The organism is Companilactobacillus futsaii JCM 17355, from assembly GCF_001435505.1.
GTDB lineage: Bacteria > Bacillota > Bacilli > Lactobacillales > Lactobacillaceae > Companilactobacillus > Companilactobacillus futsaii.
Map to the genome: position 1 here is coordinate 1 of NZ_AZDO01000058.1, position 15,731 is coordinate 15,731.

Annotated in this window: 15 protein-coding genes; 6 read left to right on the plus strand and 9 right to left on the minus strand. The window is 35.6% G+C overall.

What is annotated here, in order from left to right; genetic code table 11:
* Positions 1 to 30 precede the first annotated feature (30 nt).
* Positions 31 to 657 carry an SLAP domain-containing protein gene (locus FC88_RS05465; RefSeq protein ID WP_057813582.1) on the minus strand — a complete coding sequence of 209 codons (627 nt, stop codon included), beginning with the start codon at positions 655 to 657 and terminating at the stop codon, positions 31 to 33.
* A gap of 217 nt (positions 658 to 874) precedes the next feature.
* Here FC88_RS05465 and FC88_RS05470 point away from each other — a divergent pair, with 217 nt between their 5' ends.
* The 5 genes from FC88_RS05470 to yjeM all read left to right on the plus strand — a co-directional run bounded on the left by FC88_RS05470 (position 875) and on the right by yjeM (position 4,887).
* Positions 875 to 1,111, plus strand: a complete 237-nt coding sequence (locus FC88_RS05470) for a hypothetical protein (protein ID WP_057813584.1) — start codon at positions 875 to 877, stop codon at positions 1,109 to 1,111.
* A gap of 68 nt (positions 1,112 to 1,179) precedes the next feature.
* Positions 1,180 to 1,359, plus strand: a complete 180-nt coding sequence (locus FC88_RS05475) for a CsbD family protein (protein WP_057813586.1) — start codon at positions 1,180 to 1,182, stop codon at positions 1,357 to 1,359.
* 196 nt (positions 1,360 to 1,555) lie between these two features.
* Positions 1,556 to 1,882 carry a heavy metal-binding domain-containing protein gene (locus FC88_RS05480; protein ID WP_057813588.1) on the plus strand — a complete coding sequence of 109 codons (327 nt, stop codon included), beginning with the start codon at positions 1,556 to 1,558 and terminating at the stop codon, positions 1,880 to 1,882.
* A gap of 9 nt (positions 1,883 to 1,891) precedes the next feature.
* The gene (locus FC88_RS05485) at positions 1,892 to 3,322 is read left to right on the plus strand and encodes a C69 family dipeptidase (protein ID WP_057813590.1); all 1,431 of its coding nucleotides are present in this window, start codon (positions 1,892 to 1,894) and stop codon (positions 3,320 to 3,322) included.
* 38 nt (positions 3,323 to 3,360) lie between these two features.
* Positions 3,361 to 4,887: a glutamate/gamma-aminobutyrate family transporter YjeM gene (gene yjeM / locus FC88_RS05490; protein WP_057813591.1), complete on the plus strand. Its 1,527-nt coding sequence runs from the start codon at positions 3,361 to 3,363 to the stop codon at positions 4,885 to 4,887.
* Positions 4,888 to 5,139: 252 nt separating this feature from the next.
* Here the strand turns inward: yjeM and FC88_RS05495 are convergent, their stop codons facing one another.
* From FC88_RS05495 to FC88_RS05530, 8 genes are all read right to left on the minus strand, one after another.
* The gene (locus FC88_RS05495; RefSeq protein ID WP_057813593.1) at positions 5,140 to 8,721 is read right to left on the minus strand and encodes a hypothetical protein; all 3,582 of its coding nucleotides are present in this window, start codon (positions 8,719 to 8,721) and stop codon (positions 5,140 to 5,142) included.
* Between the two features lie 121 nt (positions 8,722 to 8,842).
* Complete coding sequence (locus tag FC88_RS05500) at positions 8,843 to 9,529, minus strand: type 1 glutamine amidotransferase domain-containing protein (RefSeq protein ID WP_057813595.1); 687 nt, start codon at positions 9,527 to 9,529, stop codon at positions 8,843 to 8,845.
* 3 nt (positions 9,530 to 9,532) lie between these two features.
* Positions 9,533 to 10,747: an NADH:flavin oxidoreductase/NADH oxidase family protein gene (locus FC88_RS05505; protein ID WP_057813597.1), complete on the minus strand. Its 1,215-nt coding sequence runs from the start codon at positions 10,745 to 10,747 to the stop codon at positions 9,533 to 9,535.
* Positions 10,748 to 10,808: 61 nt separating this feature from the next.
* Positions 10,809 to 11,117 carry an ArsR/SmtB family transcription factor gene (locus FC88_RS05510; RefSeq protein ID WP_057813600.1) on the minus strand — a complete coding sequence of 103 codons (309 nt, stop codon included), beginning with the start codon at positions 11,115 to 11,117 and terminating at the stop codon, positions 10,809 to 10,811.
* A 102-nt stretch (positions 11,118 to 11,219) separates the two neighbouring features.
* Complete coding sequence (gene glyA, locus FC88_RS05515; protein ID WP_057813602.1) at positions 11,220 to 12,458, minus strand: serine hydroxymethyltransferase; 1,239 nt, start codon at positions 12,456 to 12,458, stop codon at positions 11,220 to 11,222.
* A gap of 10 nt (positions 12,459 to 12,468) precedes the next feature.
* A complete protein-coding gene (locus FC88_RS05520) occupies positions 12,469 to 13,269 on the minus strand; it encodes a DNA/RNA non-specific endonuclease (RefSeq protein ID WP_057813604.1) in 801 nt (266 codons plus the stop codon).
* A gap of 154 nt (positions 13,270 to 13,423) precedes the next feature.
* The gene (gene htpX / locus FC88_RS05525; RefSeq protein ID WP_057813607.1) at positions 13,424 to 14,332 is read right to left on the minus strand and encodes a zinc metalloprotease HtpX; all 909 of its coding nucleotides are present in this window, start codon (positions 14,330 to 14,332) and stop codon (positions 13,424 to 13,426) included.
* Between the two features lie 12 nt (positions 14,333 to 14,344).
* Positions 14,345 to 14,893 (minus strand): LemA family protein, encoded by a 549-nt coding sequence (locus FC88_RS05530; protein WP_057813609.1) that lies wholly within the window; start codon positions 14,891 to 14,893, stop codon positions 14,345 to 14,347.
* A 161-nt stretch (positions 14,894 to 15,054) separates the two neighbouring features.
* On the opposite strand from FC88_RS05530, the gene FC88_RS05535 reads away from it, so the two are divergent.
* Positions 15,055 to 15,720 (plus strand): serine hydrolase domain-containing protein, encoded by a 666-nt coding sequence (locus FC88_RS05535; protein WP_235526908.1) that lies wholly within the window; start codon positions 15,055 to 15,057, stop codon positions 15,718 to 15,720.
* The last annotated feature ends 11 nt before the right edge of the window (positions 15,721 to 15,731 follow it).

The window sequence follows — 15,731 nt, forward strand, 5'->3', positions numbered from 1 at the left end:
ACCTTTATGGGTTTTTGTGTCCACTAGTGTTCAGTTATATTTTACAATCTGCCATAAGAAATAAGCAACATCTTTGTCGGACTTAGCGCCGGCTTTTTTTATTATATAATCATATCCGGCACCAGAAAGGTTTTCAGACATATTCTTAGTAGCTGTACTGTGATCTAGATTATTACCATTTTGTTGGTCAGCTCTTTGTGCAGCGTAAGAAACAACATCATTAGATACGTTAACAGAACTAGTACCGTTAGCTTGGTGCAAAGCGTTTACGTATTTAGCAAAGTAACTATTGATGTTAGCGATATTTGGAGTATATGCAGTATCGCTTTGTGATTCAGTAGTAGCGTCTGATTTTGTGGCAACTGCTACTGGAGTATCTCCAGAAAGACTAGAAGCACTAGCTTTTAAATACTCATTAGAAGCAACTTGATATAATTTTTCTCCATTAATTGTAATAACGTTTCCAACAGCCCATTTAGTATTAGGTGCTAGAGCACGATTAGAAATTTGTTTACCATTTTTAGTGTACAATTTGGCAATACCACTGGCACTTGTGGTTGCGACAGTTGAAGCATCGGCATTTTTTTGTGAAACGGCAAAAGAGCTGGACATAGCAAAAAATACGGCCGAAAGAGTAATAATTCTTGATAATTTCATTTGATTGACCCCCGAAATGAACAATGCGTTATATTTTTAATTTTAATCTCATCAATTTTTTCTACACTTATACTATGCGCTCAGTCGACAATAAGCAAATAAAAAGCAATTTTATTTTAAAAAAATTAACGTAGAAACCTTGAGAATGTTATAATGTAAGCGTTAACAAAGATGGATAAATAAAGTATTTATCGATCCAGATGAGGGGGAAACTACCATGAAACATGAAGAAACTGAAACAGAAAACTTAATAGGACTGGTTGTAATTTATATTTTTGCTTTCGTGGCAATATTCTTAGGACTATTTGTATTGTATTTCCACTTTACAACTAGTATGTCGGTTGCCTGGATGATTAAATTATTGTTTGTCGATCTATTCCTAATGATTTTGGCAATCATGAAACCAATCTTTGATATTACAGTTGATTTCTTTAAGGATATTTTGAAGAACTAAAATATTGCTCAATCTACCAGAAACTTGCTATTCTTTGATTATAGATAAATCAGAGAGGAGTTTTATATATGAGTATTGAAAGTAAAGAAGATATGATTAAAGGTAAAACGAATCAAGCAGTTGGCAAAGCTTCTGGCAATGATAAGCAAGAATTAAAAGGCAAGGCTCAAGAAGCCATCGGTAAAGCTAAAGAACGAGTTGATGAGACAGTCGACGAGGTTACTGAAAAGATCAATCAAAAAAATTAAATTGATAATAGGGAGAGAACTTTGTGAGTTAATTTGCAAGGTTCTTTTTTTACGTTTAATTTTTTTATATTCATGATATTTTTATCCGATAAAAAGCGCATTTTGTCGGTAATATTTCCCGATATATAACCATTTGAAACATTTTATGTGTTACATTATTTATGGAGTGAAATAATTATTTTTGTGAGGTGAATCAATGGAGAAGAGCGAGATATTAGTGACTACGACTGAGCAAATTCCAGGTCGCAACTACGAGATTATTGGTGAGGTTTTTGGACTTACTACTCAATCAAAAAACGTCGTAAAAAATATCGGAGCTGGATTTAAAAACATCGTCGGTGGTGAGATCAAAGCCTATACCGAATTGTTGACGGAAGCACGTGATATCGCGATTGATCGTTTGCGTCAAAATGCTTTAGATATGGGTGCTGATGCTGTCGTTATGATGCGTTTTGATTCTGACTCGATCAGTGCTGACATGGAAACTGTTGCAGCTTATGGTACCGCAGTAAAATTTAAGTAAGGTGATTAGATGGCTTTAGTTTATAATAAGAGTTCTTTATCGGCTTGTACAAGTATTTTAATTGGTAAAAAAGCCACCGTTGATGGTTCAACTATCATCGGACGTAACGAAGATGCAATGGCTTCATGGCCTAAACATTTCGTTATTCATGAACATAAAGAATTTACTGATGATCAGAAGTTTGTCTCCAAAGCTAATGACTTTCAAATGGACCTACCTAAAATTCGCTATAAATATTCTGCCACTCCTGAATGGACCTTTAAAGAAGGATTATTTGAAGAGGATGGATTTAACGAATACGGAGTAGGGATGAGTGCCACAGAGAGTGCTTATTCTAACCAACGTGTTTTAGGTGTTGATCCTCTTGATAAAAATGGTATTGGTGAAGAGGCCATGATCACAGTAGTTCTACCCTATGTCAAAACCGCTCGGGAAGGTGTTTTACGACTAGGAAAGATTATTGAAGATTATGGAACTTGTGAAACTAACGGAGTACTTTTCTCAGATAAAGATGAAGTTTGGTACTTTGAAAGTGGATCAGGGCATTACTGGGTTGCACAGCGTATCCCCGACGATAGTTATGCAGTTGTCGCCAATCAACTAGCTATTCAAGAAATTGATTTCGATGATCCAGATAATTTCTTATATCGTAAAGATATTAAAGAATTTGTTGAAAACAATCATTTGAATACTAAACCCAACGGTTTTAATTTTAGAGAAATTTTTGGAACACATGATTTATCTGATGAAATATACAGCACGCCACGTGTCTGGTGGGGTCAACAGCAGTTTTCGGGAAAAACGAATGAAAGCCCAGAAAGTGAAGATTTAGCTTTTGTTAAGAAAGCAAATCGCTTGTTAAGTGTTGATGATGCTCAAGATTATTTGGCATCACATTATCAAAAGACACCATTCGATCCTTTGAATAAGTCTAATGATAATAAAAAATATCGTCCAATTAGTTTAGCAAAAACTCAAGAGTCACACGTCTTGCAAATCAGACCAAATATGGCTCCTGAAATTGCTTGCGTTCAATGGTTAGCAATGGGGGTAGCTTCTCAAAGCGTTTATGTACCATTCTATATGGGAAGCATTGACACTCCAGAAGAATACAAACTCGGGAAATTACCATATGATAGCAAGTCAGCTTATTGGACTTATAAATTGGCCGGAGTTTTATTAGATGGTCATTACAAAGAACTTGGAAAAGACTTCCAAGCCAAGCAAAAGGACATCAATATCACGCTTCGCAAGAAGTTAAATGATTTTGATAAAGAAGCCTTGAGCAAAGATGATGATAAATTACCTAATTATTTAACAGAAGCTTCATTTGAAATGGCGAAAATTTCACTTGATGGCTATAAAGAGCTAATTGCTCAATTAATTACGGACTCGACTGATTTTTCACCTCTAAACTTCAAGACAGATATGAATTTATAAAAATTTGTACATTGAAAATTAAATGAGGGGTTTTAAAAATGAATGATGGTAATTCGCCGAAGAAAACGATCACGTTATTTAGTTTGATAATGATGATTTTCACGGCTATTTTTGGATTCGCTAATACAACTGTTGCATATGAGCAGATGGGATTAGCAAGTATTGTTTGGTATGTTTTTGCCGCTGTCTTCTTCTTCCTTCCAGTAGGATTTATGATGGCAGAGTATGGTTCCGCTTTTAACGAAGCTAAAGGTGGAATTTATTCTTGGATCGATGGAGCCGTTGGACCTAAATGGGCCTTCATCGGAACCTTTATGTGGTTAGCTTCATGGGAAGTTTGGCTAGTCTCCACTTCCTCAAAAGTTTGGATTCCATTGTCTACGACCTTTGCTGGACATGATACAACTCAAACTTGGAAAATGTTCGGACTAAGCGCCACACAAGTTATTGGTATTTTGGCTGTTTTGTGGATCATTTTCGTTACATTTACCGCTTCACAAGGTATTGAAAAAATTACTAAAGTTTCTAACTTCGGTGGTATCATGATGATCCTCTTGCAAGTTATCTTCTTTGTTTTGAGTTTGTCAGTCTTCTTCATGTCAGGTTTTAACACAGCTGAACCAGTTCAAGGATTAGATACCTTTATCCATTCGGCAAATCCAGCTTTCGCTTCACCACTAGGGATGGTTTCCTTCATCGTTTATGCAATCTTTGCTTACGGTGGTATGGAATCTGTCGGTGGTGTTACTGATAGTATGAAGAATCCTAAGCGTGATTTTCCACGTGGTGTTTTGATTTCAGCTATTGTTATCACAGTACTTTATTCACTAACAATTCTCTTTTGGGCTATGAGTGCCAACTGGAATTCAGTTATTGCTAAAGGTAACGTTAACCTGGGAAATATTACTTATGTTATGATGAGTAACCTTGGTTATCAATTCGGGATTCATACCGGAATGGGTAGTGCGGCAGCGATTACTTTAGGTGAATGGCTGGCACGTTTCACTGGTTTTGATATGTTTATCCTTTATATGGGTTCCTTCTTCGTTTTGATTTATTCACCATTGAAATCATTCGTATTGGGTACACCAAAAGACTTTTGGCCTGAAAAAGTTACTAAATTAAACAAACATGGTATGCCTGCTTATGCAATGTGGATGCAAGCAATCGTTGTTATTGTTTTGATTTTGATCGTTGATATGGGTGGTAAGAATGCCAAAGCTCTATACAATGTTTTGACATTGATGGCTAACGTTTCAACGACTGTTCCATACTTGTTCTTAGTAGGAGCATATCCATTCTTTAATATGAACAAGGATATTGAGAAACCTTACTTGTTCTATAAAAATAAGAAGGCCATGTGGACAGTTTCTATAATTGTCTTCTTAGTATTGGCATTTGCAATTATCTTCACATTGCTACAACCATTAATGGAAGGTGCCTATACTGATGCTCTTTGGACCGTTCTTGGTCCAGTGGTCTTCGGTTTGACTGGATTCACGCTTTATTCTCGTTATGAACACAAAGTTAAAAAAGCAAATCTTTCTATGGATACGGGAGATTAGTTATTAATAGATCTTATCAATTTTGATAAGATCTATTTTTTTACACACTCTTTGCGGCTAAGCCGCTTAGAGTGTGTTATGGGGAAGCATTAGCTGCTGTATTTCTTGAGAAGGACAAATAGATACAAATAAAGTATCGTGTTGCAACTGATGAATGGATTAGCGTAAATGATACACAATATGCTACGTTTTAATATTCAGTAATTATAAAAAAAGATTCCCCTTTGATTTTTAAATCATTGGGGAATCTTTTTAAATTGAATCATCAATTGACCAAGTAATCATACTTTGATATTCACCTTCAAGTGGTGTGCCGTCAGTCTTTAGAAGAATACCAGAATTTGCATCACTGTCGTTTCCAAAAAGCGTATAGGAGATTGGAAAAGCAGAACCGGTACTGTCACCAGTTGCAATAATAGGATTATTTATTAAATCAGTGCCAATTCCATTTTCTGTCTTTTTGTTTACCAAAGATAAGTCAGATAATTCAGAGTAATTACCAGTGATATCTTGACGCAACATATTGCTAGCTTTGGCTTTTAACACCCACTTATCTTGATAGCTATTGATTTCAATATTCCAGGCACCATCACGTTGAACGTAGTCGGCGATTTCTTTTTTAGGATCAATCGTCTTGAAACGATAATTTCCAACTTCGATTCGAGTACCAGAAGGTAAGATATTCATCTGATAATTTAATACGTTGGATTTTCTCAAATAACGATCCATCGTATAAACCGAAACAGTGTTTTGACCTTCGACTAAATCATTATTCCAATTGGATTTGATGTTGAATTGATAAGGTGTTGTAGTGAAAGTCTCAGGCTTTTTCAAGACAGTCATAGTTGAATCGTCATTGTCTTTAACTTGAGTGAAAGTAGCCAAATCTTTTGATTGTAATTGATAATTTGCATCGGAATAAGTGAATTTCAACGATAATGGAAGTTTCATTTGTTCAATTGAATCAACGGTTAAACTGTCAGATTCAATTGTTGGATCAAGAGTTGGTACGTTGATAGTATAAGTTTCAGTGTTAGAGGTAGCATCATCACCGTCATAAGCTGTGACAGATACTTCATTCTTGCCAACTTTTAAACCGGTGGCAGTTTTGAGATAGTCGGTTAAAGTTTGTTCAGAGGAATTGTCAAACAAATCCGCTCCGATCGGTTTCAAAGTTAAGGTAAATTCAGCAGTACTATCATCAGTTTGGATTTCTTTAGTGACAATTGCCTGTTTAGTACCATCTTCGTTAGTAATTTGATACTTAACCGAAGTGACTTTATTGATGAAATCAGAATTATCCTCATAATGGTAAGTTCCGCGTAATTTTACATTAGCGTTATTTTGAACAATTTGAGTGGTATCATCATCATTAGCTTTTAAAAGTAAGGTTTTATTAGTGACTGTTATGTGATATTCGACGATGTTGGAATCTCTAGTTCCATCGTTGACATAGAAGTAAAGCGTATGTTCGCCGACATCTAGTTTTCCGGCTGTTAATTTTATGAATAAGGTAGTGACATCACCAACACTACCACCACCATCTATATGTACTTTTTCAAATTTATTGTCGTCAATTTTTAAGTAAGCATAGTCTAAGTAACCTAGTTCAGCAATTTTAGAACCATCGCTATAGGTAACTTCACTATCCAATTGAATAGGGTCAGTAATTTTAACCTTCATAGGGTCGGGACTAGTAGCAGTCAAAATCAAATCTTTGTAATCATTGACAGTTATCGTATAAGTGACGGTATTAGAGACCCGTTTTAAGGAATCAGTTACATAAACTTCAATAGTATTTTTACCGATTTTTAATGGGCTACCATCGGACAAGGCATTAGTCATGATCATTGAAAAGTCAGTCGTGGCAGTATCGGAAGTCGTACTGTATTTAGTATCGTCCATTTGAGTACCATTGATTTTAGTATGTAAAGTAAGGTCGTCGCCATTAAATTTAGATTTATTGACGTAGTTAATAGTACCTTTGATCGTGGCATCTTTATCGCTGTCAATTGTTTGATTTAATTGAGTGGCATCAAGATTTAATTGATCATTGATAATAAACGTTGGAGTAGTAATATTTTCAATGTAGTTTTGGCTATTGAATGTTGTAGGAGTACCATTGACTAATTTAGGGGTAGTAGTTGCAGAAGCTTGACCATATAAATAAATCGTTGCTTTTTGACCACTAGTGTCCATTGTTTTAAGCTCTAATTTGATACTGTTGGAGCCATCAGAATTTTGCGTAATATCTGAAGGTAGAATCTCTTGAGTAGTGCCATCGTCATAGACTAATTGACCAATACTACCATCGTCAACCGACTCAGAAACTCCCGGAGTGAAGTTAACATTTTCAGGTAAATCTAAGGTTGTATTGATTTCTCCCGTTTCTAGCGTTCCTGAATTGTAAGTTAAGCCATATTTAAAAAGTAATTTGTCATTATTAGCAACGTTGTAACTATTTTTATTGATAAAGAGAGAAAGCATACCATCTCTATAATTTGAGTCATTCTTTAAGTCACTTATTTCACGACCCAAGATATCATCAGAATTGTATTGTGACATGTCGAGTAATTTAACTGAACTTTGAACGTTAGCGGTACTTGGCATTTGTTGCATGACGATTGCGACATCGTTTGGAGCTGAATATTGAGAACCAGTTGATGCCGTAAAGCCCCAACGAACGTATTTACCGTCACCGAGTTTGGATGTATCAATTGTTCCATTACCAGCACTAAGTTCGTTAAGAGGTTTAGCAGTTCCGTCTAGTTCTTGATCATTGAAACGGTAAGTGAAGGAACCATCTTTTTTGTATTTGAAAGTCAAATGTTTCCAAGCTTTGTTAACATTCATATCTTCAGAATTGCCTGAATAGTAGCCACTGATCTGGATATTATTGGAAGTACCTGAATTATAACTTTGTGAAAAGTAATAACCTTTGGCGTTAGTAAAAGCAGCCGATGTGAATCCTTTTGTTGCATAGTCGTTGTATGTTGTTGCATCACCAGGATATCCAGACATAATGTGTTGTCCTTTGTAACCATCTGCAATGTCAAAGTAATCGTCTTTTCCTTGAATTGTTTCATAACTAATACCAGTCATTTTAGTACTTGGCTTTTTGAAATTCTGAAGGGCATCTAATTCAAGAGCAAAACTGTTTTGAATAGCTCCGTTTTGTAATTTTTGATTGTACACTGTATCTTCTGGATAAGTTAATATGTTTAGCGATTTAATCGATGAACTAAGTGGAGAGTGATCAACAGTGCTACCACCCCAAACTCCAAGTGTTTCGCCATAAGAAGGATAACCGATTTTGTCACCACCGATAGCGGTGGAAATTGCTTTTGCTCCACGATCGTCGTTTTGTAAGACCAAAGCTAACCCATCAGGAGTTTTGTCATCCTTCATACCATCTGTATAAACACTCTCTTTGTCAATGTTTGAACCAGTTGGATAATTATGGTAAACATCTCCGTAATAAATCCAAGCAGAAATTGTCTGATCTTTAGTCAAATCAAAATAATTATATAGTTTGGTATCGTCGCTATCTTTATATTTCTTGCCCCAAAAAGAGCTGATTTGGTCTTGACCACCATCTTTTGTTAGCATTTCTACGATGTTGACAGGGAAGTCTTTGTTCAAAGATGCATCGTTAGTACCATTTTCGTAATTTGGGTCTTCAATCAAACCGTCTAAATTTAATCCGGCAGGAGCATTTTCAAAAACTTCATCCTTTGTTGGTGCCGCAGCCTGGATTGTTATTGGTTGATTAATTAGTCCTAAAGTAAGCAAGAAAACTAGAAGAAATAAAAATTTTACATTAAATAATTTCATTAAGACACCCCCAAAGAAAGTAAACATGATTATACATGTAAGCGATAATATTAAAATTATAATATCACGAATTAGGTATAAATGTCTTATTTTAGGTAATTAAAAAATCTCACCGTTAATTTTAGTGAGATTCATTTTGAGCCATGATTAATTTTTTAGCAACCGCACGAGCTGAAAATGGATTTTGACCAGTGATCAATTGTCCATCTTGAATAGCGAACTCTTTATAAGCTCGTTTCTTTTGAAAATTAGCGCCATGTAACTTAGCAACATCTTCATTCAAAAAGGGAACAACTTTTCTTTTTCCAGCAAGAATTTCTTCAGCAGTCGTGAAACCAGTTATTTTTTTGCCAGCGATTAAGTAATTACCTGAATCATCTTTGACATTTAGTAGTCCAGCAATACCGTGACAGACCGAAGTTACGAAGCCACCTTGTTGATAAATCTCGTTAGTGATTTTTTGTAATTTTTGATCGGTAGGAAAGTCCCACATTACACCGTGGCCACCAGTATAATAAATAGCTTGATAATCTTTGGGATTGATTTCTTCAGGTTTTAATGAATTAGTTAAAGCTCGTTGTTGAAAATCGGAACTACTATAAATATCCATAGTAGATTTGTCAGTATATTTGAAACTGCGAGGATCTAAGGGAACGAAACCACCTTTGGGGCTAACGTAATCAACTGCAAAACCTATTTTGGTAACTTCGTCGACAAATTCGGTAGCTTCGCCTAGCCAGAGTCCAGTAGCTTGTTGTGTACCTAAATATTTGATTGTATTTGTTAAAACAACTAAGATTTTTTTCATGATTTACTCCTTATTCCGTTGTGGCATTAAAGCAGATAAACCTTGGTGTCTGAGAGAAAATAATAAAGCGCCCCAGGCATTGGTGGTGGGTTGAACTTTTTTACCTTCTGCGATTCGTGACATTTGTTGTTGGTAGAAACTTAACCCAATCAAAGACCCGACTTTTTTATCTAATTTTTTTGAACCAGTGGTCAGATGATTTAGTTTCACAGAAGTAAAGTTACCCCATTTTAGTTGGTTGGGCAAGTCAGGGACCATAACTAATGGGCGAGCGAGTCCGATAAAATCAGTCTCTTTATTTTGGATGGCTGATTCCATACCATTAGCAGTGTTAAAACCACCAGTAACAATGATAGGAGTCTTGATTGTTTGCTTGACTTTTTTGGCATAATCGATGAAGAAAGCACCTTTGCCGATCCCTTGCATTTTTGGATTCTCATAGTTACCACCAGATATTTCTATCAAGTCGATACCTAATTGATCCATTTTTTGGATTACTTTGAGTGAATCTTCTTCAGAAAAACCATCAGGTCGAAAATCAGATGAATTGATTTTTAATGCTATAGGGAAGTTGCGACCAACTTTTTCGCGGATACCTTGATAAATTTCGGTGATGATACGCATGCGATTTTCTAGAGAACCGCCATATTCGTCACTTCTCTGATTATCGTGTGGTGAAAGAAATTGGTTGAGTAAATATCCATGAGCAGCGTGAATTTCTACTCCGGAAAAACCAGTTTGCTGAGCGATTACTGCAGCATCAACAAACTTAGCAATGATTTGTTTTATTTCTGCATGGCTCAAAGCTCTGGGTGAATTAAAGGCAAAACTATTTGACCCTGTCATGGGAACAGCACTAGGAGTGACTGGTTGTTTAGTAATAGTTTTGGGAGATTGTTTTCCAGGATGATTTAATTGCAGAAAAATTTTGGTATTATTAGTGGTTCCAGCCTGAGCCCATTTTTTTAATAGATTATAATTTTGATTGTGATCAACAACGATGTTTCCAAATTCACCACGGGCGTTACGATCGACCATCACGTTTCCAGTAATGAGTAGACCAGTTCCACCATTAGCCCAAGCTTGATAGAGTGAGATAGTTTGTTCTGTTGGTTGATATTTTGAATCGCCTAAAGTCTCACTCATGGCAGCCTTTACGAAACGATTCTTGATGGTAGTATTAGTTTTTAAAGTTAACGAATCAAATATAGTAGTCATAGTATTCTCCTTATTATAGGTTTAAACATTTAAACATAATGAATAAAAAATAAATTTCATCTTATTTGGATGAAATACTTTTTTCTAGAGAGATAGTCAATGCTTTTAACAATTGTACAGTATCATCTAATGAAACACGATAAAATCTTTCCTTACCAACTTTATTCACAGCAATAACTTTGGCATCTAGCATTAATTTGAGATGATGTGAAACGGCTGGACGTGATAGGTTTAACTGATCGGTGATTTGATTGACAGTTAATTCTTTGTTTTTACATAGTAGTAAAATGATTTTTTGTCGATTCTCATCTTGAAAGATAGAAAAAATCGGCATGCCTTTTTTAAAAAGATTCATAGTTTCTTCAGCCATGATATTCCTCCTTTGGTATGTTCAAATGTTTAAACCTATGATAATTACTCTTGTGAAAAAAGTCAACAAAAAAACAGAGCCTAAACTCTGCTTGAGTGATTATTATCTGATAGGATGCTTGTCAGTCAATGCTTTAGTACGTGCATCCAATTCTTGTAATTTTTCAGGATTATCGTGATATTTAATAGCATCAACGATGATGTGAGCTACTTCTTCACAATCTTTTTCGTCAAAACCTCTTGAAGTAATAGCAGGAGAGCCTAGACGTAATCCAGAAGTATATTTTGGAGGCAATGGATCGTTTGGAATAGCTTCCTTATTAGTTGTGATGTGAATAGAATCGAGTAAGTTTTGTACTTCCATACCATTCAAATCACAATCTGTTAGAACAACATTTAGCAAGTGATTGTCAGTACCACCAGTTAAAACAGAAAGATTGTCTGCGGCATCGATGACTTTAGCCATTGCAGCAGCGTTTTTAACAACTTGTTCCATGTAAGTTTTGAATTCTGGTTGAAGGTCTTCGCCAAAGGCAACAGCTTTACCAGCAATAACGTGTTCTAGTGGCCCACCTTGTGTGCCTGGGAAGACAGCTGAGTTAAGTTTTTTACCTAATTCAGCATTGGCTAGGATCATACCACCACGAGGTCCTCTTAAAGTTTTATGAGTAGTAGTAGTAACGATATCAGCAACTCCAACTGGAGTAGGGTGCAAGCCAACGGCAACTAGTCCAGCAATATGGGCCATATCAACCATCAAATATGAACCAACTGAATCAGCGATTTCTCTGAATTTCTTGAAGTCAATGATACGACTGTAAGCAGAAGCACCAGCAACAATTAAATGTGGTTTAACTTCTTCAGCGATTCTTTGAACGTCATCATAATCGATCAAACCTTCATCATTAACGCCGTATGAGAAGAAATCATAAATTTTACCAGAGAAATTAACTTTTGAACCGTGAGTTAAATGACCACCAGCATTAAGATCCATACCCAAAACTCGGTCTCCTGGTTTTAGGACAGCTTGATAAGCAGCAGCATTAGCTTGTGAACCAGAATGTGGTTGAACATTAACATATTCGGCATTGAAAAGCTTCTTAGCACGGTCAATTGCGATTTGTTCGATACCGTCGATATATTCGCAACCACCATAGTAGCGGTGCCCAGGATAACCTTCAGCATATTTATTAGTCAAAACTGATCCTTGAGCTTTTCTAACATTATCAGAAACGATATTTTCAGAAGCAATCAACTCAATATTTCTATTTTGTCGTTGTTCTTCCTTACTAATTAAATCGAATACTTCTTTATCACCTGTACTATATTGCACTACGACCATCTCCTAATCATTAATTATTATTAACTACGCTGGTACCATCACTATAATTAATCTTCACACCTGATTCAACATTAAAAATGTATTCGTTAAAAGAAATTTGATGATCGGCTTGTCCGTTGCTAGACAAGGATTCAGCCATCATTTGAACACCTCGAGCAACTAATTCATCGCCACGATATATCGGTTTGACACGATACCTAATAAAGTTATTAGGATTTTGTTTAAGATAATAGGCAATATCGTTTTCATGCTTAAGCATTTCGGGTGAATTCAAAGAACGAGTACCGGTCATCAAATTCTTGGGATTATTATTTTGCCCAGTCAATTGATAACCAATTAGGTGTGAACGATTGTATAGCCAACCGCCTTTGATCCGCTTATTGTGCCAACCGGTTGGGTTAACATAAAGAGCTTCACGCTTAGCAGTAGGCATCAGAGTTTTACTTAATAAAGCATCTGCTTGGATGGCTCGGTTTAAATTGTCTAAATCAGCAAATTTTTGCCAAGGACCATTCGAAACAGTTAGTTCGGATTTTGTGAAAGTAGGCGTATTGTTATTAACTTCTACTTCTTGAGTACCTTGATAGTTCAAGTTAGCTAAATCAGAATCGGCAGTAGTTTTTTCAACTTGCTTAGGATTATCGCCACTAGTTGAATTTTCCTGATATGATTGGTAAATTCCTGAACCTCCAGCAATAATCAAAATTATCCCTAAAGATGCTAACTTTCTTTGGACTCGTTTCTTAGGTCTGATCATAAAGGTTGTAAATAAAACGATCAAACCTATGACGATGAGTAATAACATATACATAAAAAAATTCCCCTCACTATGAAGACCTCTTCAATCTCCAAATATGATTCTATCATAGATTTTCAGAAATATTGAACAATATTTGCAATAACAACAAATTTAATTCGGAAATAACGGATTAAAAATAAAAAAGAAGCCGAAATTAATCAACTTCTTACTGAAAAGTCTTCTTTAAAGCTTCTATGCGCTTGTCCAATGGTGGATGAGTATCGAATAAACCAGCAAAATGTTTCTTTTTATTGGGGTCATCGATATAAAGAGCTGCTGAAGCGTCGTCAACTCGTTTCATTGGTTTGGTACTTTGTTTTAGTTTTTCTAGAGCATTGATCAATCCCTGTGGATTTCTTGTCAATTCAGCACCTGAGACATCAGCTAAATATTCACGATTTCTTGAAATTGCCATTTGAACTAGTGTGGCTATCATTGGTCCAATAATTGCAAAAATTAGGCCAACTAACCAAAGAACTACACGAATGGCACCAGAATTATTGTTATCACGATCATTATCATTCATCGGAATCCACCAACGATAAGCATTACCAATAATGGAGCAAATCAAAATGATAGCTGATGACAAAGCCACAGAAATAGTCGAAACACGAATATCATAGTTTCTAACATGAGAAATTTCGTGTGCCAAAACACCCTCTAGTTCCTCACGATTCATCATCTTATATAAACCGCTAGTTACAGCAACAGCTGAATGTTCTGGGTCACGACCAGTTGCAAATGCATTAGGACTGGGGTCATCAATAATATAAATCTCTGGCAATGGGATGTCAGCGACCATCGACAAATCTTCAATTATATGCCAAAGGTCAGGAGCATCTTTAGCTGAGTTGAGTTTTTTAGCACCGTTCATTTGCATTACGATACTAGTTGATTGAAAGTAGGTTATCAATATATAAACGACTGCAATAATTACCGCTATAACGATACCTGAGTAAATATTGTCGAAGAAGTAGGCACCGATAAAACTGCCCAAAGCAGCTAATATCAAAAAGAAGATAAAAAATATCAAGTAGGTTTTACGTTTGTTACGATCAATCTGTTCGTAAATCATTATGATCCTCGACTAAAATTTAACTTTAGGAGCAGCTTTATCGGCGTCAGGGATTTGGAGGAAGTTCATTTCCTTGAATCCATGAATTCCTGCAATGATATTGCGTGGAAAAGTTTGGATGGCAGTATCGTAAGCCTGGACTTGACTGTTGTAAGCTTGACGTGCATATGAAACTTTATTTTCAGTGTTAGATAATTCTTCCATTAATTGTGAGAACTCTTGATTGGCTTTTAAATCAGGATAATTTTCTGCCAAAGCAAAGACTTGTCTTAAGGCACCACTCAAGGCACTGTCGGCTTCAACCTTGTCTTGCAAAGAATTAGCTGCATTAACGTTGTTTCTTAATTGAACAACATTAGCTAAGGTTTCTTTTTCATGTTTAGCGTAGCCCTTTACGGTTTCTACTAAATTAGGAATTAAATCAGTCCGACGTTTTAATTGAACATCGATTTGAGAACTGAACTCTTGAGCACGATTGCGATATTTAATTAGGCTATTGTACATACCAGCATAAATAGCAATCAATAAGATAATAACAACGATAATTATTATAGTTTTCATTTAAATCTCCTTCTTTTCTTATTAAATCCATTTTACCATATCGAATATTTTCTAGTCTTAGACAAGCAACATTAATGAGTTTATTAGTATTCCTTTTTGGAAAAATAACTTATAATTGTGAATTGAGGAAGGTTTCTAGGCAGGTTTCACAGGTGGTATTTATGAAAAAAAAAGTTTTAACTCTTTTCATGCTTTTGGCAATTGCGTTAGGAGCATTTCCTGAGACCGTTTTGGCAAAGTCGACTGATACTAGAGCTGACGGCGATTTTAACCAAAAAGTCGATAGTTTATTAGATCAAAAAGGATATTCTGGAACGCTTTTGGTAATAAAAAATGGCAAGCCAATTTATGAAACTAGTCGTGGCTTTGCTGATTATGCAAATGGTATCAATAATGATAAGGATACAACTTATGAGATTGATTCCGTACAAAAGTCAATGACTGCGGCGATGATCATGAAACAAGTTCAAGATGGCAAGTTGAAATTAAGCGATAAATTGGCTAAATTTTATCCACAAATTCCAGGTAGTAGGAAGATAACTATTAGACAAATGCTCGATATGACCTCAGGATTGATTTTGAAAGGTAATATTGGTCCTAGTCGAATTCTCTCCGATGAAGATATTATTCATGAAGATATTAATAACATTAAATTTTCCAATTTCTTGCACGGTAAGTGGGATTATCAGGCAATCAATTTTAACTTATTGAGCGGCATTCTGGAGAAATTGACTGGTGATTCGTATCATCAATTATTTATCGATACTTTTGTTAAAAAACTCGATGGCGAATTTTATAATCAAGTTAGCCACCTTAAGAAAAAATAAATAAAAAAACA

What these genes read in the sequence shown, in the direction of transcription:
- FC88_RS05465 (WP_057813582.1), bottom strand. Translation starts at nt 657, where the DNA reads ATGAAATTATCAAGAATTATTACTCTTTCGGCCGTATTTTTTGCTATG.
- FC88_RS05470 (WP_057813584.1), top strand. Translation starts at nt 875, where the DNA reads ATGAAACATGAAGAAACTGAAACAGAAAACTTAATAGGACTGGTTGTA.
- FC88_RS05475 (WP_057813586.1), top strand. Translation starts at nt 1,180, where the DNA reads ATGAGTATTGAAAGTAAAGAAGATATGATTAAAGGTAAAACGAATCAA.
- FC88_RS05480 (WP_057813588.1), top strand. Translation starts at nt 1,556, where the DNA reads ATGGAGAAGAGCGAGATATTAGTGACTACGACTGAGCAAATTCCAGGT.
- FC88_RS05485 (WP_057813590.1), top strand. Translation starts at nt 1,892, where the DNA reads ATGGCTTTAGTTTATAATAAGAGTTCTTTATCGGCTTGTACAAGTATT.
- yjeM (WP_057813591.1), top strand. Translation starts at nt 3,361, where the DNA reads ATGAATGATGGTAATTCGCCGAAGAAAACGATCACGTTATTTAGTTTG.
- FC88_RS05495 (WP_057813593.1), bottom strand. Translation starts at nt 8,721, where the DNA reads ATGAAATTATTTAATGTAAAATTTTTATTTCTTCTAGTTTTCTTGCTT.
- FC88_RS05500 (WP_057813595.1), bottom strand. Translation starts at nt 9,529, where the DNA reads ATGAAAAAAATCTTAGTTGTTTTAACAAATACAATCAAATATTTAGGT.
- FC88_RS05505 (WP_057813597.1), bottom strand. Translation starts at nt 10,747, where the DNA reads ATGACTACTATATTTGATTCGTTAACTTTAAAAACTAATACTACCATC.
- FC88_RS05510 (WP_057813600.1), bottom strand. Translation starts at nt 11,117, where the DNA reads ATGGCTGAAGAAACTATGAATCTTTTTAAAAAAGGCATGCCGATTTTT.
- glyA (WP_057813602.1), bottom strand. Translation starts at nt 12,458, where the DNA reads ATGGTCGTAGTGCAATATAGTACAGGTGATAAAGAAGTATTCGATTTA.
- FC88_RS05520 (WP_057813604.1), bottom strand. Translation starts at nt 13,269, where the DNA reads ATGTATATGTTATTACTCATCGTCATAGGTTTGATCGTTTTATTTACA.
- htpX (WP_057813607.1), bottom strand. Translation starts at nt 14,332, where the DNA reads ATGATTTACGAACAGATTGATCGTAACAAACGTAAAACCTACTTGATA.
- FC88_RS05530 (WP_057813609.1), bottom strand. Translation starts at nt 14,893, where the DNA reads ATGAAAACTATAATAATTATCGTTGTTATTATCTTATTGATTGCTATT.
- FC88_RS05535 (WP_235526908.1), top strand. Translation starts at nt 15,055, where the DNA reads ATGAAAAAAAAAGTTTTAACTCTTTTCATGCTTTTGGCAATTGCGTTA.